The 21,639-nt window shown below is 73.0% G+C and carries 23 protein-coding genes; 4 read left to right on the forward strand and 19 right to left on the reverse strand.

From position 1 onward, the window contains the following. From ctaD to FHX45_RS05390, 4 genes are read right to left on the reverse strand one after another with little or no spacing between them, the layout of a single operon-like run. Complete coding sequence (gene ctaD, locus FHX45_RS05375; RefSeq protein WP_167097189.1) at positions 1–1,785, reverse strand: aa3-type cytochrome oxidase subunit I; 1,785 nt, start codon at positions 1,783–1,785, stop codon at positions 1–3. 58 nt (positions 1,786–1,843) lie between these two features. Next, positions 1,844–2,560: a metallophosphoesterase family protein gene (locus FHX45_RS05380; protein ID WP_341771356.1), complete on the reverse strand. Its 717-nt coding sequence runs from the start codon at positions 2,558–2,560 to the stop codon at positions 1,844–1,846. Then, on the reverse strand, positions 2,557–2,817 hold the full coding sequence (locus FHX45_RS05385; RefSeq protein WP_167097191.1) for a BON domain-containing protein: 261 nt from the start codon (positions 2,815–2,817) through the stop codon (positions 2,557–2,559). Before FHX45_RS05385 ends, FHX45_RS05380 begins: the two co-directional genes overlap by 4 nt. Continuing rightward, positions 2,817–3,374, reverse strand: coding sequence for a nucleotidyltransferase family protein (locus tag FHX45_RS05390; protein ID WP_167097193.1), 558 nt, complete (start codon positions 3,372–3,374; stop codon positions 2,817–2,819). Before FHX45_RS05390 ends, FHX45_RS05385 begins: the two co-directional genes overlap by 1 nt. A 116-nt stretch (positions 3,375–3,490) precedes the next feature. Between FHX45_RS05390 and FHX45_RS05395 the strand changes: the two genes are divergently transcribed. After that, positions 3,491–3,856 (forward strand): ATP-binding protein, encoded by a 366-nt coding sequence (locus FHX45_RS05395; RefSeq protein WP_167097195.1) that lies wholly within the window; start codon positions 3,491–3,493, stop codon positions 3,854–3,856. Positions 3,857–4,158: 302 nt separating this feature from the next. Then, positions 4,159–4,533 carry an anti-sigma factor antagonist gene (locus FHX45_RS28565; protein WP_167097197.1) on the forward strand — a complete coding sequence of 125 codons (375 nt, stop codon included), beginning with the start codon at positions 4,159–4,161 and terminating at the stop codon, positions 4,531–4,533. A 33-nt stretch (positions 4,534–4,566) separates the two neighbouring features. On the opposite strand, the gene FHX45_RS05405 is transcribed toward FHX45_RS28565, so the two are convergent. Genes FHX45_RS05405 through FHX45_RS05455 form a run of 11 tightly spaced genes read right to left on the reverse strand, consistent with a single transcriptional unit; the run spans position 4,567 to position 15,941 of the window. Next, positions 4,567–5,826 carry a UDP-glucose dehydrogenase family protein gene (locus FHX45_RS05405; protein WP_167097199.1) on the reverse strand — a complete coding sequence of 420 codons (1,260 nt, stop codon included), beginning with the start codon at positions 5,824–5,826 and terminating at the stop codon, positions 4,567–4,569. Position 5,827: 1 nt separating this feature from the next. Then, positions 5,828–6,760 carry a glycosyltransferase family 9 protein gene (locus FHX45_RS05410; protein WP_167097201.1) on the reverse strand — a complete coding sequence of 311 codons (933 nt, stop codon included), beginning with the start codon at positions 6,758–6,760 and terminating at the stop codon, positions 5,828–5,830. Beyond that, a complete protein-coding gene (locus tag FHX45_RS05415; protein ID WP_167097203.1) occupies positions 6,757–7,455 on the reverse strand; it encodes an SDR family oxidoreductase in 699 nt (232 codons plus the stop codon). The genes FHX45_RS05410 and FHX45_RS05415 overlap by 4 nt, the downstream gene beginning before the upstream one ends. A 10-nt stretch (positions 7,456–7,465) precedes the next feature. Further along, a complete protein-coding gene (rfaE2, locus tag FHX45_RS05420) occupies positions 7,466–8,830 on the reverse strand; it encodes a D-glycero-beta-D-manno-heptose 1-phosphate adenylyltransferase (RefSeq protein WP_167097205.1) in 1,365 nt (454 codons plus the stop codon). Beyond that, positions 8,827–9,390 (reverse strand): SIS domain-containing protein, encoded by a 564-nt coding sequence (locus FHX45_RS05425; protein ID WP_167097207.1) that lies wholly within the window; start codon positions 9,388–9,390, stop codon positions 8,827–8,829. Before FHX45_RS05425 ends, rfaE2 begins: the two co-directional genes overlap by 4 nt. After that, positions 9,387–10,403, reverse strand: coding sequence for a glycosyltransferase family 9 protein (locus FHX45_RS05430; RefSeq protein WP_167097209.1), 1,017 nt, complete (start codon positions 10,401–10,403; stop codon positions 9,387–9,389). The genes FHX45_RS05425 and FHX45_RS05430 overlap by 4 nt, the downstream gene beginning before the upstream one ends. Beyond that, positions 10,397–11,887, reverse strand: coding sequence for an HAD-IIIA family hydrolase (locus FHX45_RS05435; RefSeq protein ID WP_167097211.1), 1,491 nt, complete (start codon positions 11,885–11,887; stop codon positions 10,397–10,399). The genes FHX45_RS05430 and FHX45_RS05435 overlap by 7 nt, the downstream gene beginning before the upstream one ends. Beyond that, positions 11,884–13,512, reverse strand: a complete 1,629-nt coding sequence (locus FHX45_RS05440) for a carbamoyltransferase family protein (RefSeq protein ID WP_167097213.1) — start codon at positions 13,510–13,512, stop codon at positions 11,884–11,886. Before FHX45_RS05440 ends, FHX45_RS05435 begins: the two co-directional genes overlap by 4 nt. A 59-nt stretch (positions 13,513–13,571) precedes the next feature. Further along, positions 13,572–14,516 (reverse strand): NAD-dependent epimerase/dehydratase family protein, encoded by a 945-nt coding sequence (locus tag FHX45_RS05445; protein WP_167097215.1) that lies wholly within the window; start codon positions 14,514–14,516, stop codon positions 13,572–13,574. 52 nt (positions 14,517–14,568) lie between these two features. Beyond that, positions 14,569–15,390 (reverse strand): EamA family transporter, encoded by an 822-nt coding sequence (locus tag FHX45_RS05450; RefSeq protein ID WP_167097217.1) that lies wholly within the window; start codon positions 15,388–15,390, stop codon positions 14,569–14,571. Then, complete coding sequence (locus FHX45_RS05455; RefSeq protein ID WP_167097219.1) at positions 15,387–15,941, reverse strand: MarR family winged helix-turn-helix transcriptional regulator; 555 nt, start codon at positions 15,939–15,941, stop codon at positions 15,387–15,389. The genes FHX45_RS05450 and FHX45_RS05455 overlap by 4 nt, the downstream gene beginning before the upstream one ends. Positions 15,942–16,074: 133 nt before the next feature. On the opposite strand from FHX45_RS05455, the gene FHX45_RS05460 reads away from it, so the two are divergent. Beyond that, positions 16,075–16,941, forward strand: coding sequence for a manganese catalase (locus FHX45_RS05460; protein WP_167097221.1), 867 nt, complete (start codon positions 16,075–16,077; stop codon positions 16,939–16,941). A 45-nt stretch (positions 16,942–16,986) separates the two neighbouring features. On the opposite strand, the gene FHX45_RS05465 is transcribed toward FHX45_RS05460, so the two are convergent. The 4 genes from FHX45_RS05465 to FHX45_RS05480 all read right to left on the reverse strand — a co-directional run bounded on the left by FHX45_RS05465 (position 16,987) and on the right by FHX45_RS05480 (position 20,672). Next, entirely contained in the window at positions 16,987–17,904 is a 918-nt protein-coding gene (locus tag FHX45_RS05465; protein WP_167097223.1) for a hypothetical protein, read from the reverse strand. A gap of 65 nt (positions 17,905–17,969) precedes the next feature. Beyond that, positions 17,970–19,211, reverse strand: coding sequence for a glycosyltransferase (locus FHX45_RS05470; RefSeq protein WP_167097225.1), 1,242 nt, complete (start codon positions 19,209–19,211; stop codon positions 17,970–17,972). Beyond that, positions 19,208–20,032: a glycosyltransferase gene (locus tag FHX45_RS05475; protein WP_167108457.1), complete on the reverse strand. Its 825-nt coding sequence runs from the start codon at positions 20,030–20,032 to the stop codon at positions 19,208–19,210. Before FHX45_RS05475 ends, FHX45_RS05470 begins: the two co-directional genes overlap by 4 nt. A gap of 235 nt (positions 20,033–20,267) precedes the next feature. Beyond that, positions 20,268–20,672: a DUF4383 domain-containing protein gene (locus FHX45_RS05480; RefSeq protein WP_167097227.1), complete on the reverse strand. Its 405-nt coding sequence runs from the start codon at positions 20,670–20,672 to the stop codon at positions 20,268–20,270. A gap of 140 nt (positions 20,673–20,812) precedes the next feature. Between FHX45_RS05480 and FHX45_RS05485 the strand changes: the two genes are divergently transcribed. Then, a complete protein-coding gene (locus FHX45_RS05485; protein WP_167097229.1) occupies positions 20,813–21,607 on the forward strand; it encodes a SigB/SigF/SigG family RNA polymerase sigma factor in 795 nt (264 codons plus the stop codon). Positions 21,608–21,639 lie beyond the last annotated feature (32 nt).

Raw genomic sequence — 21,639 nt, forward strand, 5'->3', positions numbered from 1 at the left:
TTAATCGTCGTGCGTGGTGGGTGAGGTGCCGCTGGTGAGGCTCTCGGTGGCGGTCTCCGAGGGCGTTTTCGTCGCCTCGGAGTGCGGGATGGTCTTGCCCGTCAGCGTGATGTGCCCTTCTTCGTGCAGGCGCTCCACCAGGTGCGGGTAGTGCATCTCGAACGCCGGCCGTTCCGACCGGACCCGCGGCAGCGACAGGAAGTTGTGGCGCGGCGGCGGACAGGTGGTGGCCCATTCCAGCGAGTTGCCGAAACCCCACGGGTCGTCCACTTCGACCGGATCGCCGTACCGGTAGCTGCGGACCACGTTGTACATGAACGGCAGCATGGAGGCGCCCAGGATGAACGCGCCGATCGTGGAGACCGTGTTCAGGATCGTGAAGTTGTCCGTGGCCAGGTAGTCGGCGTAGCGCCGCGGCATGCCCATGTCGCCGAGCCAGTGCTGCACCAGGAATGTGGTGTGGAACCCGACGAACGTGGTCCAGAAGTGCAGCTTGCCGAGACGCTCGTCGAGCATCCGGCCGGTCATCTTCGGGAACCAGAAGTAGAAGCCGGCGAAGGTCGCGAACACGATCGTGCCGAACAGCACGTAGTGGAAGTGCGCGACCACGAAGTAGGTGTCGGTGATGTGGAAGTCCAGCGGCGGCGACGCCAGGATGACCCCGGTCAGCCCGCCGAGCAGGAACGTCACCAGGAACCCGACCGCCCACAGCATGGGCGTCTCGAAGCTCAGCTGCCCCTTCCACATGGTGCCGATCCAGTTGAAGAACTTGATCCCGGTCGGCACCGCGATGAGGAACGTCATGAACGAGAAGAACGGCAGGAGCACCGCGCCGGTGGCGAACATGTGGTGCGCCCACACCGCGAACGACAGCGCCATGATGCCCATCGTCGCGAACACCATCAGCCGGTACCCGAACAGCGGTTTGCGGCTGAACACCGGGATGACCTCGGTGATGATGCCGAAGTAGGGCAACGCGATGATGTAGACCTCGGGATGGCCGAAGAACCAGAACATGTGCTGCCACAGGATCGCCCCGCCGTTGGCGGGGTCGAACACGTGCGCGCCGATGATGCGGTCCGCGGCCAGCCCGAACAGCGCCGCGGTGAGGATCGGGAACACCGCCAGCACCAGCACGCTGGTGAACAGGATGTTCCAGGTGAAAATGGGCATTCGCCACATCGTCATGCCCGGGCAGCGCAGGGTGACGATCGTGGTGAGCATGTTGACGCCGCCGAGGATCGTGCCCAGACCGGACACGATCAGCCCGAAGATCCACAGGTTCCCGCCGATGCCCGGTGAGTTCGCCGCGTCGGACAGCGGGGTGTAGGCGGTCCAGCCGAAGTCCGCGGCGCCGCCCGGGGTGAGGAACGACGAGAGCACGATCGTCCCGCCGAACAGGAACAACCAGTAGGAAAACGCGTTCAGCCGCGGGAACGCGACGTCCGGCGAGCCGATCTGCAGCGGCAGGACCATGTTGGCGAAGGCGAACACGTTCGGTGTCGCGTAGAGCAGCAGCATGATCGTGCCGTGCATGGTGAACAGCTGGTTGTACTGCTCCTGCGACAGGAACTGCAACCCCGGCCGGGCGAGCTCGCCCCGCATGAGCAACGCCAGCGCGCCGCCGATGACGAAGAAGGCCAGCGACGTGTACAGGTACATCAGGCCGATCAGCTTGTGGTCGGTCGTCCGTGCCATGCGCAACAGCAGGCTGCCCCGGCGGTGCCTGGTCGGCAGCTCGTACCGGTTGCCCAGGGCGATGGGACGTGCCTTCAGTTCCGTCATGCGGCCCTCCCGGCTGCCGAGTGGACGAATCCAGGGTGCTCCGGATCACATCGGGGAATCAAGACCCCAACCCGTACGTGGCGTACGCGCTGCGGATGACCGGCTGGGCGACGTTGCGCACCCGCACCCCGCCCGGGGTCACGCCCTGTTCGCAGCCGAAGTGGGCGTGCCCGTGGATCGCCAGGTCGGCACCGCATTCGTCGATCACCTCGCCGAGCTGGTAGGCACCCAGGAACGGGTAGATCTCGGGCGGTTCGCCCCGCAGGGTCTCCGGGATGGGCGAGTAGTGCGTCAGCGCGATCCGGAAGTCGGTGTCGTCGAGCTCCAGCATCGCCCGGCGCAGCGCGTCGGCCCGCTCGACGCTGTGCTCGACGAACGCCTTCATCTCGCGCTCGCCGAACGCGCTCGCGCACTTGCCGGCGAACCCGCCGCCGAAGCCCTTCACCCCGGCGATGCCCAGCCGCTGCCCGCCGGCCGCCACCCGGGTCGCGGAGCCCTCCAAGACCTGGATGCCGTGGTCCTCCAGGAGCTTGGTGATGTCGTCCTGGCGGTCGCTGTGGTAGTCGTGGTTGCCCAGCACCGCCACCACCGGCCGGTCCAGGCCGCTGAACTCGTCGGCGACCACCTCGGCCTCCTCCAGTGCGCCGTGCCGCGTCAGGTCGCCGGCCAGCAGCAGCACGTCCGCCAGGTCGCCCAGGTGTTCCAGCGCGGGGCGCAGCAGCCCCCGCGCGTCCTCGCCGAGGTGCACGTCCCCGACCGCCGCCACGCGGATCACCGCAGGTCCTCCCTCCGGGCCGGCTCGCGCGTGTCGGCCACCCGCACGTCGTTGTGCACCCGCAGGCCCGGCGCGGCCTCGTGCAGCACGGTCTCCAGCTCGGTGCGCCGCTCGTCGCAGGTCACCTCCCCGGACAGGTGCACGTCGTCGCCGCGGACGTTCACCCGGACGCCCATCTCGGCCGTCCGCGGGTCCTCGGCCAGGGCGCGGCGCAGGTGGGCCGCGCGGTACTGGGGTGTTTCCCGCCCGTCGGTCATCACGCGGTTCCTTCGAGCTCGACGACGTCCAGCGAGTCCAGCAGCGTCAGGAACGCCTGCGCGTACGGCGACTCGCCGGTCTCCTTCGCCACCCGCTCCCAGTCCACCTGTTCCCGCAGGTCACGGGCGATGTGCAGGAGCGGTGCGAGATCGCAGCGGTGGGCATCGAGGACGAGCAGCTTGTCGATCATGATGTCGGTGCCGCCCAGGACCGGTGCCATGGTCGGGCCGACGCGCATCACGTCCGCGCGGCGCAGGGTCTCCTCGGTGACCGGGCGGTAGTTGGGCCGGAAGATCAGATCGACCAGGACCTCCCCGTCCCAGACCTTGCTCAGCCAGTCCTCCGGCGGGTCGTCGGCCCGCATGCCCTCCGCCACCAGGGCCGCCCGTGCCGCCGCCACGTCCTCCTCCTTGAGGAACACGTCCACGTCGTGGTCGGAGGGCGGGCCACCGCGGGCGTAGACCGCGCAGCCGCCCGCCACGGTGAACGGGATCTCCCGAGCCGTCAGCGTGGTGACCACCCTGGTCAGCGTCCGCAGCAACGACTGCTCGTCCATCCCGGCCGGGTACCCGCGCCCGACCGGGGCAAACGGGTGCCGCGGCGGATGCGTTTCGCGCCTCGCCCCCCGGGTATGACCCGTCGCGTTCGTGAAGGTTGGGAGCGATCGAGGCGATGCGGCGCAGCACCGAACTGAGGCTGGCCCGGACGGTGGACGCCGCACGCCGGGCACGCCGGTTCACCACGGAGGTGTGCGCACGCTGGCGCGTCGCCCAGTTGGCGCCGGACGCGGCGGTCGTCGTGACCGAGCTGGTGGAGAACACGCTGCGGCACACCCGGGGGGCACCACGGCTCGCCCTCGAACTGCACCGGGACGAGCTGACGGTCCGGGTGACCGACGACGACCCGCACGAGGCGGTGATGCGGGAGGGTGGTCATCCGCCGGGGCTGGGGCTGCTGCTGGTGGCGCAGACGTCCCGGGAGTGGGGATGCGATCGGGTCCCCTCCGGCGGCAAGACGGTGTGGGCCGTCCTGCGCTGACGCGAGGCCGGCGGTGCGGGCCACCGCTGTCCCGCACCGCCGGTGCACCCACCACGGACGGCGTGCGCCGCGCCCTGCGGCACCCTGCCGACCTGCACCGGGTACCCCGCGCTCCCGTCGTCAACCGGGATGAAGCGGGTTGCCAAGCAGCAGGGCGGGTCCGTACGGTCGAAGGTGAGCGGTTGAGCTACCAGCCGTGCCGGGAACGGGCACACCCGGCCGGAGATTTCGAAGACATTTCGAATACCTGGACGTGTGTGCGGCCGTCCCCGCTGTGCTCACCACCAACCGGGGAGACTCCCGTGTACCAAGCTCACGAGCTCCGCATCGACATCGCCGACCGGCCCGACGGGATCCGGCTGGCCCGCCTGTCCGGTGAACTGGACCTGGGCGCCGCACCCGCACTCCGCCGTTGCCTGAACGACTGCCTCGACCACGGGCGCACCTTCGTCGTGGACATGGAGGCGGTCACCTTCCTCGGCTCGGCCGGCCTGCAGGCCCTGGTCGACGCCGACGAAACGGCCACGCACCGCGAACTGCGCTGGGCCCTGGTCGCCAGCCACCGCACCATCGTCCGCCCGCTGCAGATCACCGGGCTGCACGAGCAGCTGCCGCTGTACCCGAGCGTGACGGTGGCGGCACGTCACCTCTCGGAAACCACCTCGATCACCGGCTGAGGCACCCACCGCGCTGCCGTGTCGTGGCCGGGATCATGTTCCGGCGGCCCGTCCCAGCCGGACGAGCCGCAGGCCGCTGCCCCGGACCGTGGCCGGGTCGAGCACGTTGCGGGTGTCGACCACGACGTCGCCCTCGGCGACGGCGGCCAGCTGGCTCCAGTCGAGCCGCGCGAACTCGGGCCATTCGGTCAGCACCACCAGCACCCGGGCGCCCTTGGCGGCCAGAACCGGGTCGTCCACGCGCTGAACCGGTCCGGTCTCGGCGGTCACGCCGGGGTCGTAGCCGGTCAGCACGGCGCCGGCGGCCGCCAGCCGCCCGGCGACCGCCAGCGCCGGGGAGTCCCGCAGGTCTTCGGTGCCGGCCTTGAACGCCAGCCCGAACAGGCCGATCCGGGCACCGTCGAGTCTGCCGCCCGCGGCGTCGCGGATCCGGGCGGCCACGTGGTCGTACTGCCGGTCGTTGGCCTCGATCGCGGCGCGCAGGACGGTGAGGTCGACCCCGGCGCCGGCGGCGGAGGCGACCAGCGCCCGGGTGTCCTTGGGCAGGCACGACCCGCCCCAGCCGGGGCCGGGGCGCAGGAAGTGCGGGCCGATCCGCTCGTCCAGGCCCATCGTGCGGGTGACCGCGTCGATGTCGGCGCCGGTGCGTTCGCACAGCCGGGCCAGCAGGTTGACGTAGGACAGCTTGAGCGCCAGGAACGCGTTGCTGGCGTATTTGCCCAGCTCCGCGCCCGCGTGGCCGGTGCGCACGATCGGCGCGCCGAGGTCCGCGTAGAGCGCGGCGACCCGGTCCACCGCGCGCTCGTCGCCGCCGAGGACGACGCGGTCGGGGTGCCGGAAATCGTGCACGGCGTGCCCCTCGCGCAGGAACTCCGGGTTGCTCACCACGGCGATCCCGGTGGTACCGGCGATGCGGGCGCAGGTGCCGACCGGCACGGTCGACTTCACCACCAGCACGGTGTGCGGCGCCGGGCGGATCGCGGCCAGCACGGCCTCCAGCGCGCCGAGGTCGGCCGTGCCGTCGGGACCGGTGGGCGTGGGCACGCAGGCGAACACGAACTCCCGCGTACCGGCCGCCCGCACGTCCGCGGTGAACCGCAGCCGCCCCACGGCCAGGCCCTCGCGCACCAGTGGCGCCAGGTCCGGCTCGGCGAGCGTGACCTCGCCCCGGGACAGCCGTGCCACCTTGGCCTCGTCGACCTCGGCGCACAGCACGTCGTGGCCGAGCGCGGCGAGGCAGGCAGCGGTGGTGAGGCCCACGTACCCCGCCCCGGCGATCCCGACCGCGGCCATGTCAGACCTCCGCGACCTTGCGGCCGGCCGCGACCACCTCGTCGACGGTGATGGCCAGCAGGCCACGGGCCGGTTCCGTGGCGAACGGGTCGCCCTCCTCGCCCGCCCACAGCACCACGTGCCGGTCCTCGGTGCCCGGTGGCGGACCCCACCGCCACGGCGCGGTCGGGCCGAACAGCAGCACCGACGGCGTGCCGTAGGCGGTGGCCAGGTGCGCGACGCCGGTGTCCCCGCTGATCAGCAGCCGCGCCCCGGACACGAGCGCGGCCAGTTCGGTCAGCCGGGTGCGCCCGGCCAGCACGGCGGCCGGGGGCAGGCCGGCCGCCGCGGCGAGCTCTCCCGCGAGGTCCCGCTCCGCGGCGCTACCGGTCACCACGACCCGGTGACCCGCGGCGGAGAACTCGCGCGCGACCTCGGCGAACCGGCCGGGCGGCCAGCGCCGCGACCCGTACGCCGCGCCGGGGTGCACGACGATCGCGTCCGGCGCCGGGCTCGGCACGTCCGGCCGGGTCAGCGCGAGGTCGCCGGGGTCGGCGTCGATCCCGTAGTGGGCGAGCATCCGGCACCAGCGCCGCGCCTCGTGCTGGTCGGCCACCCAGTCCGGGCCGTCCGGTTCGCCGGAGGCCGGGTGCCGGTGGGTCAGCAGCCGGCCGGGCCGGGTGCCGAGCAGGTCGCGCACGCTCTCCGGGCCGCTGCCGTGCAGGTTGACGGCGACGGCGGGCGGCGCACCGTCCCAGCGCAGCTCGCCCAGGCCCGGGGTGGGCAGCACCCGGTCGACCGCGCCGGTGAGCGCGGCGACCTCGTCCAGTGCCGCGGGCGCGGCCACGGTGATCCGCGCGTCCGGCAACGCGGCCCGCAGACCGCGCAGCGCCGGAACGGTGACCAGGAGGTCACCGAGCCCGAGCGCCCGCAGCACCAGGACGTCGCCGGTCACGGCCAGGAGCCCTCCTCCGAGTGCGCGACGACCAGCTCACGCACCTCGCAACCGGCCGGCTGGGACAGTGCGAACAGGACGGTCGCGGCGACGTTGCCCGGATGGTTCAGCTTCGCGTCGGCCGGCGGCTTGTACTGCTCGTCGCGCTCGTCGAAGAACGCGGTGTGCATGCCACCGGGGACCAGCATGGTCACCCCGATGCGGCCCGCGGTCTCGGCGGCCAGTGCGCGGGTGAACCCGACCACGCCCCACTTCGAGGCGCAGTACGCGGTGGCGTCGCTGACCGCCTTGATGCCCAGGGTGGACGCGACGGTCACCACCTTGCCGTGCGAGCGCTCCAGGTACGGCAGCGCGGCACGCACCACCGCGGCGGTGCCGAACAGGTTGACCTGGACGACCCGCTCCCAGTCCGCTGTGGACACCTGGTCCAGCCTGCCGGGGAAGTCGATACCGGCGGCGGTGAACACCGCGTCCAGCCCGCCCGCCTGCTCGGCGAGCTCCCGCACGGCCCGCTCGGTCTCGGCCGTGTCGGTGAGGTCGACCGGGACGTAGGGCACCCCCGCGGCCGGGGGCTTGCGGTCGAGCACCAGCGGGGTCCCGCCGGCCTGTGCGACGGCCTCCACGGTCGCCGCGCCCAGCCCGGACGCACCCCCGGTGATCAGCACCTTGCCTACCTTGCCTGGCGAAGTCGGCATGTCTCCCCTTCTATCCGTTGGACACGGTCTCGATGAGCCGTGTGGTCGAGTAGCCCTCGACGGTGGGCACGAGCACGACCTTGCCGCCGCCGGCGCGCACGACCTCGGCCTCCGGCAGGTCGGCGCCCTCGTAGTCGCCGCCCTTGACCCAGATGTCCGGGCACAGCCGGCGCAGCACCTCCACCGGCGAGGACTCCTCGAACACCACGACGGCGTCGACGGACTCCAGCGCGCTGAGCACGCGCACCCGGTCGGCCGCGGTCACCACCGGGCGCCCCGGCCCCTTCAGCCGGCGCACCGAGTCGTCGGAGTTGACGCACACGATCAGCACGTCGCCCAGTTCGCGGGCGCGGCGGAGCAGGGCCACGTGTCCCGGGTGCAGGATGTCGAAGCACCCGCCGGTGGCCACGACCCGCCCGCCGCGGTGGCGCACCCGCTCGGCCAGCTCGAAGCCGGACAGGCCGGGTTCGCGCGCGCGGACCGGCTCGGCGGGCTCGGACAACGCGGTGGCCGCGCCGGCGGCGACGAACCGGGCCGCGGACTCCACCGCCGAGGCGACCGCGTTGTCCAGCGCGGCGCCCTCGAACAGGGCCGCGGCGACGGCGCTGGCGAAGCGGTCCCCGGCGCCGCAGGTGTCCGGCCGCACGCTCGCCGGGACGCGGGACGCGTTCGGCACCGGGATCGCCCGCGTGCCGGTGCCGTCGGCGAGCACGGCGCCCTGCGCCCCGACGGTCACCGCGACCGCCTCGGCCGCCCACTCCGCGCGCAGGCGCCCGGCCAGTTCCCCGGGGGTGCCGGGTCCGCCGGCGAACTTCGCCGCCTCGCTGTCGTTGGGGGTCACCAGTGCCGCGCCGGGAACGGGCGGCCCGCCACGCGGGTGCGGATCCCAGACCACCGGTGCGCCGGTCTCGGCCAGCAGTTGCCGGATCTGCGGGTGGCTCGCCACGCCCCGGCCGTAGTCGGCGACCAGGATCGCCGAGGCATCGCGCAGCACGGACACGGTGCGCGCGTCCAGCGGCTCGCGGGAAGCACGCCCGTCGCCGTGGTCCAGTCGCACCACCGACTGGCCCGCCGCGCGGATGCGGGTCTTGCGGACGGTCCCGCCCCGCAGCGGCAGCGCGCACAGCTCGACCTCGCCGGCCAGCAGCCGCGCCAGCCGCGCGCCGCCTTCGTCGTCGCCGAGGGCCGTGACCAGCACGACGTCCGCGGCCGACCGGGCGGCCAGGCGCGCGGCCAGCCCGGCGCCACCGGGCCGGTGCCATTCCCGGCCGACGTCGACCACCGGCACGGGCGCCTCCGGGCACAACCGGTCCGCGCTGCCGTCGACGTCGATGTCGAGCAGTGTGTCGCCGACCACCACCAGGGGGCCGGTCACGAGGGCACTCCCAGCGCCTGGTCGAGTGCCGCGCACAGCCCGTGGATCACCGCGAGGTGCGCCTCCTGCACCGTGCCGGTGCTCGGGGCCTCGATCACCACGGCGTCGTCGCAGATCGCGGCGAGCGCGTTCGGTCCCGGTCCGGTCAGGGCCCACGTCGTCATGCCCAGTTCGTGGGCGGTCTTCGCCGCCGCGCACACGTTCTGGCTGCGCCCGCTGGTGGACAGCGCCACGAGCACGTCGCCGGTGCGCCCGTGCGCGCGCACCTGGCGGGCGAACACCTCCTGGTCGCCGTAGTCGTTCACGATCGCCGTGGCCGCCGAGGTGTCGGCGTGCAGGGCGATCGCCGACAGCGGCTGCCGGTCGTGCACGAACCGGCCGACCAGCTCGCCGGTCAGATGCTGCGCCTCGGCGGCGCTGCCGCCGTTGCCGCAGGCGAGCAGCCGTCCGCCGGCTCCGAGCACCTCGGCGAGGTGACGACCCCACGCCTCGATCCTCGGTGCCAGCGCGGTCAGGTCCCGCATGGTCGCGGCCAGAGCCGCGAACCGCTCCTCGATCACGCTGCACCTCCTAGTTTCTCGACGGCCATCAGGACGTCCTCGGGCGGAACCCGGCCCAGGCAGGGATGCCCGGCCACCGGACAGATCCGGGCCCGGGTGTCGCGGCAGGGCGCATCCTGGTCACCGAGCAGGACGACCGGCACACCGTGGGGCGCCCACCGCGCGGCCGGCACGACGGGCGCGAACAACGACACCACCGGAGTGCCCACGGCCGCGGCCAGGTGCGCCGGCCCGGTGTTCGGGGCGACGGCGACCCGGGCCCCGGCGAGCACGGCGGCCAGGCCGTGCAGATCGGTCCGGCCCGCCAGGTCCAGGCCGTGGTCGCCGGCGACCCGCGCGGTGAGGTCGCGTTCGGACGGTGCGCCGGTGACCACCACGCGGTGGCCGGACTGGGCGAGCAGCCGCACGACCTCGGCGTTGTGCTCGGCCGGGTACTGCCGGGCCGGCACCGAGGCGGCCGGGTGGACCACCACGTAGCCGGGTTCGCCGACCAGCTCCGACACGTCGGGCAGCGGGCGGCGCACGGCGAGGTGCCCGTCGTCACCGGGCGGCAGCTCGTACCCGGCGGCCCGTGCCAGCGACAGGGCGCGCTCGGCCTCCGGCGGGTCGCCCTCGATGCGGTGCCGCAGGTCCAGCAGCGAGCCCGGGTAGTCCTCGCAGATCGCGCCGATCCACGGCACCCCGCACTCGCGCAGGATCAGTGCGAGCGGCAGCGGTGACTGGTGGAACGAGGTCACCACGAGCGCCGCATCCGGTTGGGCCGCACGGATGTGCGCGCGCAGTTCCGCGAGGTGGGCGGGGGCCGCGGCGGGCGGTTCCGGGTCGATCCACGGGGCGCACCACTCGATGACCTCGCCGACACCGGGCAGCAGTTCGGCGGCGGCGCGACCGTGCGGCCCGGCCAGGAACGTGACCGGCCCGGCCGTGGCCGCCACCGCGCGCACCAGCGGGCCGGACAGCAGGACGTCGCCCGCGTTGTCCAGCCGCGCCACCAGAACCCGTGTGCTCACCATGCCCGGTCCCCCATCGCCAGCGCGACCGCTTCGGCCAGGTCACCCGCCACCTGCGCGTCGCGCCGCGCGGCCGCGATCTCCGCGGGCCGCGTCCGGGGCGTGGGCACCAGCACCGCACGCGCGCCCGCCGCGCGCGCCGCCTCCACGTCGGCCCCGATGTCCCCGATGACCACGCAGTCCTGCGGGCGCACCCCCAGCGCCAGCGCGGCCCGGGTCACCAGTCCCGGTTTCGGTTTGCGGCAGCAGCAGCCGTCGTCCTCGGCGTGCACGCACACCTGCCACGTGCCGAACGGTCCGAGCAGCTCCTCGACCCGGGCGTTGACCGCGGTCAGTTCGTCCGGCGTGATGAGCCCGCGCGCCACGCCGGACTGGTTGCTCACCACGCCCACCGGCACACCGGCGGCGCGCAGGCGGCGCAGCACCTCCTCGGCACCCGGCACCGGGCGCACCAGCTCCGGGTCGTTGTTGTACGGCTCGTCGTGGACGAGGGTGTCGTCGCGGTCGAAGAGGATCGCCCTGGCGGCGGCGCGCGGGCGGCGCACGCGCAGCTCGCCGGCCAGCCGGTGGCGCACCGCGACCGGCGGGATGAGCACGCTGGTGACCGCCATCTTCGCCAGTTCCGCCGGGGTCCTCGGGCCGGGCAGGATGCGCCGCAACGCGAATTCCGCGGTGAGGCCGAGCCACGCGATTCCGGCGAATGCGGCCGGCGTGGGCCGCCGCGCCGCGGCGCAGGCGAGCGCGGCGAGGCCGCTGAGCGTGGTCAGGGTGTGCCGGCCCAGGCGTCCCGGACCGGCCGCGGTCAACTCCCTCCACTGTGGACCGAATTTGCGCCGCATCAGCGCGTTGTCGGCGTTGCCGCGCTGCGCCCGGACGCTGGCGAAGAACCCGCCGTGGCGCGCCGGGTGCAGGGTGGTGCGGATGCCGCGTTCCAGCCGCCATCCCGCCTGCCGCACCCGCAGCGCCAGGTCGGCGTCCTCACGGAAGGCGCGCGGGAAACGTTCGTCGAACCCGCCCACGGCGGACAGGACGTCGCGCCGGTAGGCCATGTCCGCGGTGATCCACTCCGCGGTCGCCAGTCCGGCCGTGTCGCGTTCGAGATCCGTCGGCCGGCGTCCCCCGGTCGGGCCGGGCACCACGATGCGGCCCTGCGACCCGGCCACGTCGGCGGCCAGCGCGGTCAGGTCGGACTCCAGCCGGGAGGCCCAGTCGGCGGTCGGGCGCACGTCGTCGTCGAGGAAGGCGATCCATTCGGTGCCCGCGGCACGCCACCCGGCGTTCCGCGCCGCCGCCGGGCCGCGCCCGCCGGAGTGCAGCACGCGCACCGGCGTTGTCAGCTCCGGCAGCGGCAGGCCGCCCGGGTCCGGGCGGTCGTCGACGACGATGATCTCGGCGGGCCGCGGTCCGATGCCGTGGCCGAGCGCGGACAGCAGAGCCCGCAGGCTGTCCCGGCCGGTCGTCGGGACAACCACGGTGTAGGCGATCATTCCGGCCTCCGGACGACGAACGGCCCGAGGGCCAGCAGGTCGATCGGGCTCGATCCGAAGCACTCCAGCGCGTCCCGTGGCGAGTCCACCATCGGCCGGCCCGCGGTGTTCAGGCTCGTGTTCACCACCACGGGAATCCCGGTCCGGGATTCGAACTCCGCCAGCATGCGCGCGACCAGCGGCTCGTCCGCCGGGTCCACGGTCTGCACGCGGGCCGTACCGTCCACATGCGTCACCGCCGGGATGCGGTCCCTCCACTCCGGACGGACGTCGTGCACGAACAGCATGTAGGGGCTGGGCACCGGACCGCGCTCGAACAGCTCGCGCGCGCGGTCGGCGAGCACCACCGGCGCGACCGGGCGGAACTGCTCACGGCCCTTGACGTCGTTGAGGCGTTCGAGGTTGCGCCGGTGACCGGGGTGCGCGAGCAGTGAACGGTGTCCCAGGGCGCGCGGACCGAACTCCGCCCGGCCCTGGAACCACGCCACGATCCGGTCCTCGGCCAGTGCCCGGGCCACCGTCGCGGCAAGGTCGTCGGGCCGTTCGTAGGGCAGGCGGGCGGTGTCGAGCGCCTGCTGGATCTCCACATCGGAAAAACCGCGTCCCAGCGCGGCACCGGTCATCCGCGCGGCGGGTTCGCCCCATTCCGCGGCCAGGTGCAGCGCGGCACCCAGCGCGGTGCCCGCGTCACCGGCCGCCGGCTGGATCCAGATGTCGTCGAACGGGCCTTCGGCCAGCAACCGGGTGTTGGCCACGCAGTTGAGCGCGATGCCGCCCGCCATCGTCAGGTTCGCCTGCCCGGTCTGGGCGTGCAGCCAGCGCGCCAGGTCGAGCAGCACCTCCTCGAGACGCCGCTGCACGCTGGCGGCGAGGTCGGCGTGCTCGGGCCGGAAGCCGGCGCCGGGCTCGCGGCGCGGCGCGAAGCGGGTCAGATCCAGCGGCGCGGCACGGAATCCGCCGTCACCGACGGCACCGAGGTGTTCGCGCAGCGCGTCCGCGAACCGTGGTTTTCCGTACGAGGCCAGGGCCATCACCTTGTACTCGTCGCTGGAGCGCGCGAACCCGAGGTGTTCGGTGAGGTCCTCGTACCGCAGTCCGAGCGAGTGCGGGAGCCGTTGCGCGGCCAGCTCGACGAGCTTGCCGTCACGGTATTCCCCGGCCAGGTAGGAGGTCGCCTCACCGCGGCCGTCGGCCACCAGCACGGCGGCGTCGCCGAAGGGCGCGGCGAGCCCGCTGGACGCGGCGTGCGCGACGTGGTGCCGCACGAACCGCACCTTCGCCGGGTCGAGCCCGGGCAGCGCGGTGTTCAGGAACTGCGGGGCGCGGCGGGCGTAGGTGGTGCGCAGCTCCTCCCAGCCCTGGTCCACGCCGGCGAGGTCGTGGTCCACCAGATCCGGGTCGTAGGAGTAGCCCACCGCGTCCAGCTCGGACGGCTCGATCCCGGACTCGGCCAGGCACCAGCGCGCTGCCTGCTCGGGCAGTTCCCAGGTGGCGAACGGCACCGGCCGCTTGCCGTGCTTGCGGCGGCTGAAGCGCTCCTCCTCGGCGGCGGCGACCACCCGGCCGTCCACCACGAGGGCGGCGGCCGGATCGTGGAACACCGCGTTGATCCCGAGGATCCGCAAACTCCTACCTCCACATCGGGTCACCACTGCTACTTAGCGCTACCCCTGCTCCTCCTCGTCTAAACGGGACTGAGGCGGGCGGCGAACCACTCCAGCGTCCGGCGCAGGCCGTCGTGCAGCCCGACGCGCGGCCGCCAGCCCAATTCCCGTTGCGCCACCGAGATGTCGGGGCACCGCCGTCGCGGATCGTCCACCGGGGCGGGCACGTCGCGCACCGGCACGGCGGTCCCGGCCAGCCGCTGGATCTCCTCGACCAGCTGCCGGATCTGCAGCTCGTGCGGATTGCCCAGGTTGACCGGTCCGGCGAAATCGGCATCCGCCAGCGCCAGCAGCCCGTCCACGGTGTCGTCCACATAGCACAGCGACCGGGTCTGGGTGCCCGCGCCCGCGACCGTCACCGGTTCACCGGACAGGACCTGCCGGATGAACGTGGGAATGGCGCGGCCGTCGTCGGCGCGCATGCGCGGGCCGTAGGTGTTGAACAGGCGCGCGATGCCGGTGTTCACGCCGCGGGCACCGCGGTAGGCCGTGGTGAGCGCCTCGGCGTAGCGTTTCGCCTCGTCGTAGACGCTGCGCGGGCCGACCGGGTTGACGTGTCCCCAGTAGGTCTCGCGCTGCGGGTGCTCGCGGGGGTCGCCGTAGACCTCGCTGGTCGAGGTGAGCACGAACCGGGCGCCGTGGGCGACCGCGAGGTCCAGCGCGGCGTGGGTGCCGGCGGCGCCGGTGTGCAACGTCTCCACGGGCAGCCGCGCGTAGTCCCGCGGCGAGGCCGGGCTGGCCAGGTGCATCACCAGGTCGACGGGGTCGGTGACCTGAAGCCCGCCCGTGACGTCGGCCCGGACGAACTCGAAACCCGGCTCGCGCGTGAGGTGCGCGATGTTGTCCGCGCTGCCGGTGCACAGGTCGTCCACGCAGGTGACCCGGGTGCCGCGGGCGAGCAGGCGTTCGCACAGGTGGGAGCCGAGAAAGCCGGCTCCGCCGGTGACGACGGCGTGGCTGTGCATGGACTCCTCCTACCCGGCGGAGTCACTTCGAAACGCTACGGAGGTACTTCTCCTACGCCAGGGCCAGCAGCGCCAGCGCCCCGGCGGCCCCGCAAATACCCAGCGTCTGCTTCCGGTTCAGACGTTCACCCAGAAAGACCAAGGCGAGCACGACCGGGATGGCCGGGTAGAGGGCGGCCAGCACGGTCGCGACGGCGAGCAGCTGCTGGTGGGTGGCGACCCAGTAGAGCACGATCGCGACGCTGCCGAGCGCGCCCGCGGCGACGGCCGGCCAGGCCAGCCGCGGCCGCAGCGTGAGCGGGGTCCGGGTGGTGAGCACGAGCGGCAGGATGACGGCCACCGAGGCGGCGCGGCTGACCACGATCGGCCACAACCCGGCGTCGAGCGGGACGGGTTTCATGGCCAGGAACTGGAGCGCGAAGCCGGCACCGGCGACGAGGGCGTCGCGCACGCCCGGGCCGGCGGGCCGGCCGCCGCCGGACACGAGCCAGATCGCGGGCAGGGCCAGCACGATCCCGGCGACGGCCCCCGGGGAGGGCCGCTCGCCGAGGAAGGCCAGCCCGGCGACCACCGGCAGCGCGACGGCCCCGACGTCGCTCACGGGCACCACCACGGTCAGCGCGTCGCGGCTCATGGCCCGGTAGAGAAATCCGACGCCGATGCCGGTGCCGGCACCGGACAGCGCACCCCAGCCCAGGCCGCCGGTGCCGGGGTGGGAGGCGAGGAGAGCGACGAGGAGGGTCACCAGGGTGCCGCCGGCCTGGGCGTAGAGCGAGACGGTCAGCCCGGGCGCCCGCCGCGCGACCAGACCGTTCACGAAGTGCGTGATCCCGAAACACCCGGCCGAGGCCAGGGCGAGCAGCTCGCCCGTCATCGGCGGCCCCCGTCCACAACCCCGGCGCCGGTGGCCTCCCGCGCCCGGCAGGCCGCGCCCACCGGGCACACCGCACCCGCCGCCACACAGGCGGCCCGGTCGCACAGGCGGCACAGCCGGTCGGCCTCCGGGAGCTGCGCGTAGGCGGCGGTGAGGAGCTTGGCGACCAGCTCGGCGAACACCACCCGTTCCCGGTCGTCGAGCGCGGCGGTCAGCGAGGCGAGGCGCCCGCCGCGGTGCCCGAGGATCCGTTCCGCCGCGTCCACGCCGGCGTCCGTCAGGTGCACCGCGACCGCCCGGGCGGCCGTCGGCCGGCGTTCGGCCAGGCCGCGACCCTCCAGCCCGTCCACCATGCGGGCGGCGGCGGGCTGGCTCAGGCCGACCCGCCGGCCCAGTTCCGTCACCGACAACCCGGGTGCCGTGGACAGCACCACCAGCGCCGCGGCACCGCTCACGCTGGTGCCGGCCGCGGTCGTGGCGTCGGTCAGCGCGAGGTCGTTGACCGTGAGCGCCAGCGCGCCCAGGAGGTTCGCCAGCCGTTCGTCATGCATGACTCATGCATAGGTCATCGGAGTGGGATTCGCAAGCCGGGGCGAACCGGCACGAATAACCCGGGCGAGCGGGGGAAGCCCCCCGTCTGCACGCGTACTCAAGACAACTTTCCTTCGTCCACAAGGAGATCTTGTGTTCCGACACACGAAACTGCTGCAGTTCGAGGCGAAGCCGGAGCGCCCGGACCCGTTTTTCGCCCGGCGCTTGCAGGAGCTGATCGGTGGTGCGTTCGGCGAGATGACGGTGACGATGCAGTACCTGTTCCAGGGCTGGAACTGCCGCATGGAGGGCAAGTACAAGGACCTGATCATGGACACGGCGACCGAGGAGATCGGTCACGTGGAGATGCTGGCCACGATGGTGGCACGGTTGCTGGAGGGTGCGCCGGCCACGGTCACCGCGGAGGCGGCGAAGGACCCGGTGATGGCGGCGGTGCTGGGCGGGATGGATCCGCAACAGGCGATCGTGTCCGGCGGTGGCGCGGTGCCGGCGGACTCCAACGGCACGCCGTGGAACGGCAAGTACATCGTGGCGTCGGGCAATCTGCTGGCCGACTTCCGGGCCAACGCGGCAGCCGAGGCGCAGGGCCGGTTGCAGACGGCGCGGTTGTACAACATGACCGACGACCCGGGTGTGAAGGCGATGCTGAAGTTCAACCTCGCCCGCGACACGGTGCACCAGAAGCAGTGGCTGCGCGCGATCGAGGAACTGCAGGCCGACGGGCTGGAGTCCGACATCGCCCCCAACGCCCTGCTGGACGAGGAGGACCAGACCCACAACAACACGATCTGGCACCTGTCCGACGGCCCCGACGGCAACAAGGGCGGCTGGTCCACCGGCGAGGACCGCATCGAGTACCTCATGGACCCCAAAGCCCTCGGCGGCCCCGGCACCGCCCCCAAACCCGACCCCGACCTCTACGCCACCTACTCGCCCACGAAGGACGCGCTGGGCACGGTCAAGGGCAAGGCCCAGTCCGCGGTCAACAAGCTCACCTGAGGCGGCCGCCCCCTCGGGACCACTCCCGAGGGGGCGCCCCACCGTTCACGTCGCGGGCAACCGCCCGGTCGGACGTTCGGCCAGGATCTCCCTGATCCCGGAACGGTCCACCAGCAGAACGGCGGGCACGAGGTCGCCGCTCGTATCCGGCGAGGTGCGGACCCAGTCCGTGATCTCCCCGGCCCAGCCCGACCTGGCCCCCGCCACACAGATCTGGTCCGGGCTGATCAACCCCACGATCAGCTCGTCTTCACCGATCTGCTCGGCGGCCTTCCCGGGGAAGTCGTCCATCACGATCGCGGACGCGGCGCACAGGTTGCCGTCGGGGCGTTCCAGGATGGCCATGCGTCCCTTCGCCTCATCCACGAACACCGTGAAGCGAAGCCCGTCCATGAGGTTGCCGGCCGCTTCCGCGACCAGTTCCGCGATCTCGTCCCGGCTCATTTGCATGAACGTGGTCCGCAGGAGGTGGGACATCCCGATCCGGCCGGTTTCCGAGATCACCACCTTGGCGAACCCCACGTGCAGCCGGTCGCCCACCAGGGGGTAGGACGCGTAGAGCTGCAACGGGCCGTCGTAGGTGTGGAGGGTGGGCAGCCACTCACCCGCCGCCCGGGTCTTCGCGGACGACTGGGCGCCGTGGTCCAGCTCGATCCGCGCGACAGCCTTCGCCGCCCTGTCGAAGGCCGCACTCCAGTCGCCGTCCTGGGGACGGTCGAACACGTAGGTGCACTCGGCGTCGCGGAACGTCTCCGCCAGGAAGATCCGGTCCGCTTCCGAGGGCTGCCAGGTGCACCGCACCTGGGTGATCTCGGAAGCCGGAACCTGCCGCTCCTCCTGCACCTGGCGCCAGGCCAGCCGGACGGCATCCTCCGCCTGGGCGGGCGCGACCCCCCGCAGGACCTCGTCGTCGTTGCCGTTCACCTGGAAGAAGACGACGTTGGTGTCCACAGCCGGATCCATGCGAGATGATCTTACTCAGCGGAGAACCGTCCCCTGTCCGCACCGGCCCGGCTACGCGATGTCCGTCAGCCCTGGCTCACCACGGCGTCGGTGCTCACCACCGGCCTCGCGGTGGACGGGAGTTTCTCGCCCAGGGTCTTCTCGTAGATGCGCAGCACGTCGACCGCGATGCGGTCCCACGAGTACCGGGACCGGGCGCGGTCACACCCGGCGATGCCGTACGCCTCGCGCTGGGCGGGGTCGCCGAGCAGGCGGCGCAGGGTGGCGGCGAGGACCTCCGGGCGCTGGGGCGGCACCAGCTCACCGGTCACGCCGTCGACGACGGTGTCGATCAGTCCGCCGACCGCGGCGGCGACCACCGGGACACCGCAGGCCATCGCCTCCAGCGGGACGATGCCGAACGGCTCGTACCACGGCGTGCACATCACGAGATCCGCCGAGCGCAGCAGCGCGGGCATCTCGTCGCGCGTCACCTGCCCGAGCAGCCGCACCCGGTCGGCGACGCCGAGCCGTTCCGCCAGCTGGAGCAGCCGCTTGGCCTCCGGGTCGTCGGCCAGCCGTCCCCGCTCCGGACCACCGGCGATCACGAGCTCGGCGCCCGGCACCGCGGCCAGCGCGGTGATCGCCGTGGCGAAGCCCTTGCGCGGCACCAGCCGGCCGACGCTCACGATCCGGTGCAGGTCACCGCGCGGCGCGACCGGGCCGTCCGGGGTGAACCGGTCGAGATCGACCCCGCACGGCGCGACGGACATGCGTGAGCGCGGCAGGCCCATCCGCGCCAGCTCGAACACCTCGTCGGAGCAGGTCGCGGCCACCCGGGCGGCGTTCTTGCCGATCAGCCGTTCCAGCTGGACCCGTTCCGGCGGGCTGGTGTCCGCCGTGCCCTGGTAACGCTTCTTCACCACACCGAGTGCGTGGAAGGTCTGGACCACCGGGATGCCGGTGCCGCGCGTGGCGAGCAGCGACGCGAGCCCGGACATCCAGAAGTGCGCGTGCACCACGTCCGGGACCTCGCGCTGCCAGGTCCGCGCGAGGAAGCGGCCGAACTCGGTCATGTGGGGCAGCAGATCGTCCTTGGGCAGGTGCTGCGCCGGCCCGGCCGGCACGTGCACCACGCGGTAGCCGCCGGGCGTGGTCACCTCCTCCGGCTGCCCCGGATCGTCGCGCCGGGTGTAGACGGTGACGTCGTGGCCCTGGCGGCACAACGCCGCGGACAGCTCCGCCACGTGCAGGTTCTGCCCGCCCGCATCCACCTCACCCAGGACGGCCAGCGGGTTGGCGTGCTCCGACACCATCGAGATCTTCATGCGCTACCTCCACTCGTCACCCGGCCGAGCTGGACGTCCCAGTTGCGCAGGAAGGCGTCCAGGCCGTAGCTCGCCAGCGCGTGTTCGCGCGCTTGTTTGCCCATCCGGTGCGCGAGCTCCGGATCCGCCATGAGGGCGGCGACCGCGCGCACCAGCTCGTTCACGTCCGCCGAGACGAAACCCGCCTCCGGCGGCACCGCCCGGGACGCCTCGGTTCCGGCGACCGCCACCACCGGCATGCCCAGGTGCATCGCCTCGATCAGGGACAGGCCCAGCGACGTCCAGCGCGGGGTGTGCACGTACACCCGGCACCGCGCCAGCTCCGCGTGCAGGGCGTCCTGCCCGAGGTCGCCCTGCGGCCTGAGCCGCTCCCCCAGGCCGAAGTGGTCGCCGAGCTCGTCGACGCCGATACCCCACACGTGCAGCGGGGCGACTTCGGCGAACGCGGGCAGCAGGTCCGTGCCCACCGCCCGGCCGCGGCGCACCGGCTCGTTCATCACCAGGCCGGCCGCGGCCTCCTCGCCGGTGTAGAGCTCGCCCGGATCGACCACGCCGTGCTCGATGACCGTCGCCGGGGCCCGCCCGGAGTCCCAGATCAGGTGGTTGAAGTGGGTGACGTGCACCAGCGGGATCGCGGTCTGGCCGGCCAGCGGGTGCCGGGTACGGGGCACGTCGCCGGTCGGCGTGTTGTGTTCGACGAACACCGCCGGTATGTCCCGGCCGGGGCGCCGGCCGGTCCAGCGCTCGGCCAGCTCGATCTCCTCCGGGCGCTGGAGGACGACCACGTCGATGTCGGTGTCCCGCAGCTCGTCCGGGCTCACCTCCCGGGCCGCCGGCCACGCTCGGTCACAGCGGCCCCGCCCCCAGGGGCCGCCCTCCGGCAGCAGCGGGAGCAGGTACTCGTGCCGTCCGCGCACGAACGAACTGGTCCATGACCCGTGCACGTGCCACAACAGGATGCGCAGCGAGTCGTCCTCTGCCCGTCTCATGGGGAAGTTCTTTCACCCTGGCAGAGGAACTAAACACGCTGCGCAGCACTGCTACTCTACGTAATCGTCACACGGGTTCCGTGGCCCTCTTCCGGGCGGGCAGGAGGAAGACCACCAGGCCCAGCACGGCGACCACGGCGTGCAGGGCGTTGTCGGCCCAGTGCGGGTCGAACACCCGCCGCACGTCGCTCGGATCGTTCGTCCCCGCGGACAGCAATCCCCAGATCGTGACACCCAGCAGGGGGAAGAAGACGGCCACGCCGAACACGCGCGCCGTCCGCGCCCGCGGCGCGGCGAGCAGGGCGAGCAATCCCAGCGCGGTGCGCAGCACATCGAGCACGGTGCCGGTGTGGAAGCCCAGGATCGTCCCGGACGTGGCGAAACCCGCGATACCCAGCGCCAGGAACACCACACCCACCACCAGCGCGAAACCCTGGGCCAGCGGCGCGCGCTCGCTCGTCTGCTCAGCCATCGATCGGACCTCCTTCGTCGGACTCTGTCGGCGGCGGGGTTCCCCTACCGGGCGGAAAGCAACCAGGTGTGGCACCCGGCGGGACTGGGTAGCCCGGGCCATGACCAGCCGGGTACGAGGTGACGGGGAGAACCGGGACGTTGGCTGAGACGCGCCTCGCGGGCACGCTCGAGGACAACGATTCCTCGGACGGGAACACGCCCACTTTCGCGGACCTGGCGGCTGCCGCGCCGGGCGATCCGCACCGCGAGCAGCTGCGTACCGCACTGGTCACCCAGTACCTCTCGGTCGCCGAGCACATCGCCCGGCGCTTCAGCGGGCGCGGCGAGGCGTACGAGGACCTGTTGCAGGTCGCCCGCGTGGGGCTGATCAACGCCGTGGACCGCTTCGAGCCGGAGCGCGGCACCGATTTCCTGTCCTTCGCGGTGCCGACGATCATGGGCGAGGTGCGTCGGCACTTCCGCGACGCCAGCTGGTCGGTGCGGGTGCCCCGCCGCCTCAAGGAGCTGCACCTGCAGATCGGGCAGGCCAGCAGCGAACTCGGCCAGCGCCTCGGCCGCGCGCCCACCCCCACCGAGATCGCCCGCGAGCTCGACCTCACCCCGGACGAGGTGAACGAGGGCCTGCAGGCCGGCAACGCCTACTACGCCGTGTCGGTCGACAAGCCCGCCGGGGAGGACGACGAGGCGGCCTCGCTCGCCGACACGCTCGGCGAAGAGGACTACGGCATCGAGACGGTGGAGAACCACGAGGCGCTGCAACCACTGCTGCGCGACCTGGCGCCCCGCGAACGGACCATCCTGATGCTGCGGTTCTTCGGCAACATGACGCAGACGCAGATCGCCAAGCGTGTCGGAATTTCCCAGATGCACGTGTCGCGCCTGCTCGCGCAGACCCTCCAGCACCTGCGCGACAAGCTCACCGAAGAGCCCTGAGCCCGTCGTTTCACCCCGCCCGGCCCCGGGTA

The sequence above is a fragment of the Amycolatopsis granulosa genome, assembly GCF_011758745.1.
Lineage (GTDB): Bacteria > Actinomycetota > Actinomycetes > Mycobacteriales > Pseudonocardiaceae > Amycolatopsis_E > Amycolatopsis_E granulosa.

What these genes read in the sequence shown, in the direction of transcription:
- ctaD (WP_167097189.1), bottom strand. Translation starts at nt 1,785, where the DNA reads ATGACGGAACTGAAGGCACGTCCCATCGCCCTGGGCAACCGGTACGAG.
- FHX45_RS05450 (WP_167097217.1), bottom strand. Translation starts at nt 15,390, where the DNA reads ATGACGGGCGAGCTGCTCGCCCTGGCCTCGGCCGGGTGTTTCGGGATC.
- FHX45_RS05465 (WP_167097223.1), bottom strand. Translation starts at nt 17,904, where the DNA reads ATGGATCCGGCTGTGGACACCAACGTCGTCTTCTTCCAGGTGAACGGC.
- FHX45_RS05470 (WP_167097225.1), bottom strand. Translation starts at nt 19,211, where the DNA reads ATGAAGATCTCGATGGTGTCGGAGCACGCCAACCCGCTGGCCGTCCTG.
- FHX45_RS05430 (WP_167097209.1), bottom strand. Translation starts at nt 10,403, where the DNA reads ATGGTGAGCACACGGGTTCTGGTGGCGCGGCTGGACAACGCGGGCGAC.
- FHX45_RS05445 (WP_167097215.1), bottom strand. Translation starts at nt 14,516, where the DNA reads ATGCACAGCCACGCCGTCGTCACCGGCGGAGCCGGCTTTCTCGGCTCC.
- FHX45_RS05390 (WP_167097193.1), bottom strand. Translation starts at nt 3,374, where the DNA reads ATGGACGAGCAGTCGTTGCTGCGGACGCTGACCAGGGTGGTCACCACG.
- FHX45_RS05480 (WP_167097227.1), bottom strand. Translation starts at nt 20,672, where the DNA reads ATGGCTGAGCAGACGAGCGAGCGCGCGCCGCTGGCCCAGGGTTTCGCG.
- FHX45_RS05385 (WP_167097191.1), bottom strand. Translation starts at nt 2,817, where the DNA reads ATGACCGACGGGCGGGAAACACCCCAGTACCGCGCGGCCCACCTGCGC.
- FHX45_RS05415 (WP_167097203.1), bottom strand. Translation starts at nt 7,455, where the DNA reads ATGCCGACTTCGCCAGGCAAGGTAGGCAAGGTGCTGATCACCGGGGGT.
- FHX45_RS05405 (WP_167097199.1), bottom strand. Translation starts at nt 5,826, where the DNA reads ATGGCCGCGGTCGGGATCGCCGGGGCGGGGTACGTGGGCCTCACCACC.
- FHX45_RS05435 (WP_167097211.1), bottom strand. Translation starts at nt 11,887, where the DNA reads ATGATCGCCTACACCGTGGTTGTCCCGACGACCGGCCGGGACAGCCTG.
- FHX45_RS05395 (WP_167097195.1), top strand. Translation starts at nt 3,491, where the DNA reads ATGCGGCGCAGCACCGAACTGAGGCTGGCCCGGACGGTGGACGCCGCA.
- FHX45_RS05455 (WP_167097219.1), bottom strand. Translation starts at nt 15,941, where the DNA reads ATGCATGACGAACGGCTGGCGAACCTCCTGGGCGCGCTGGCGCTCACG.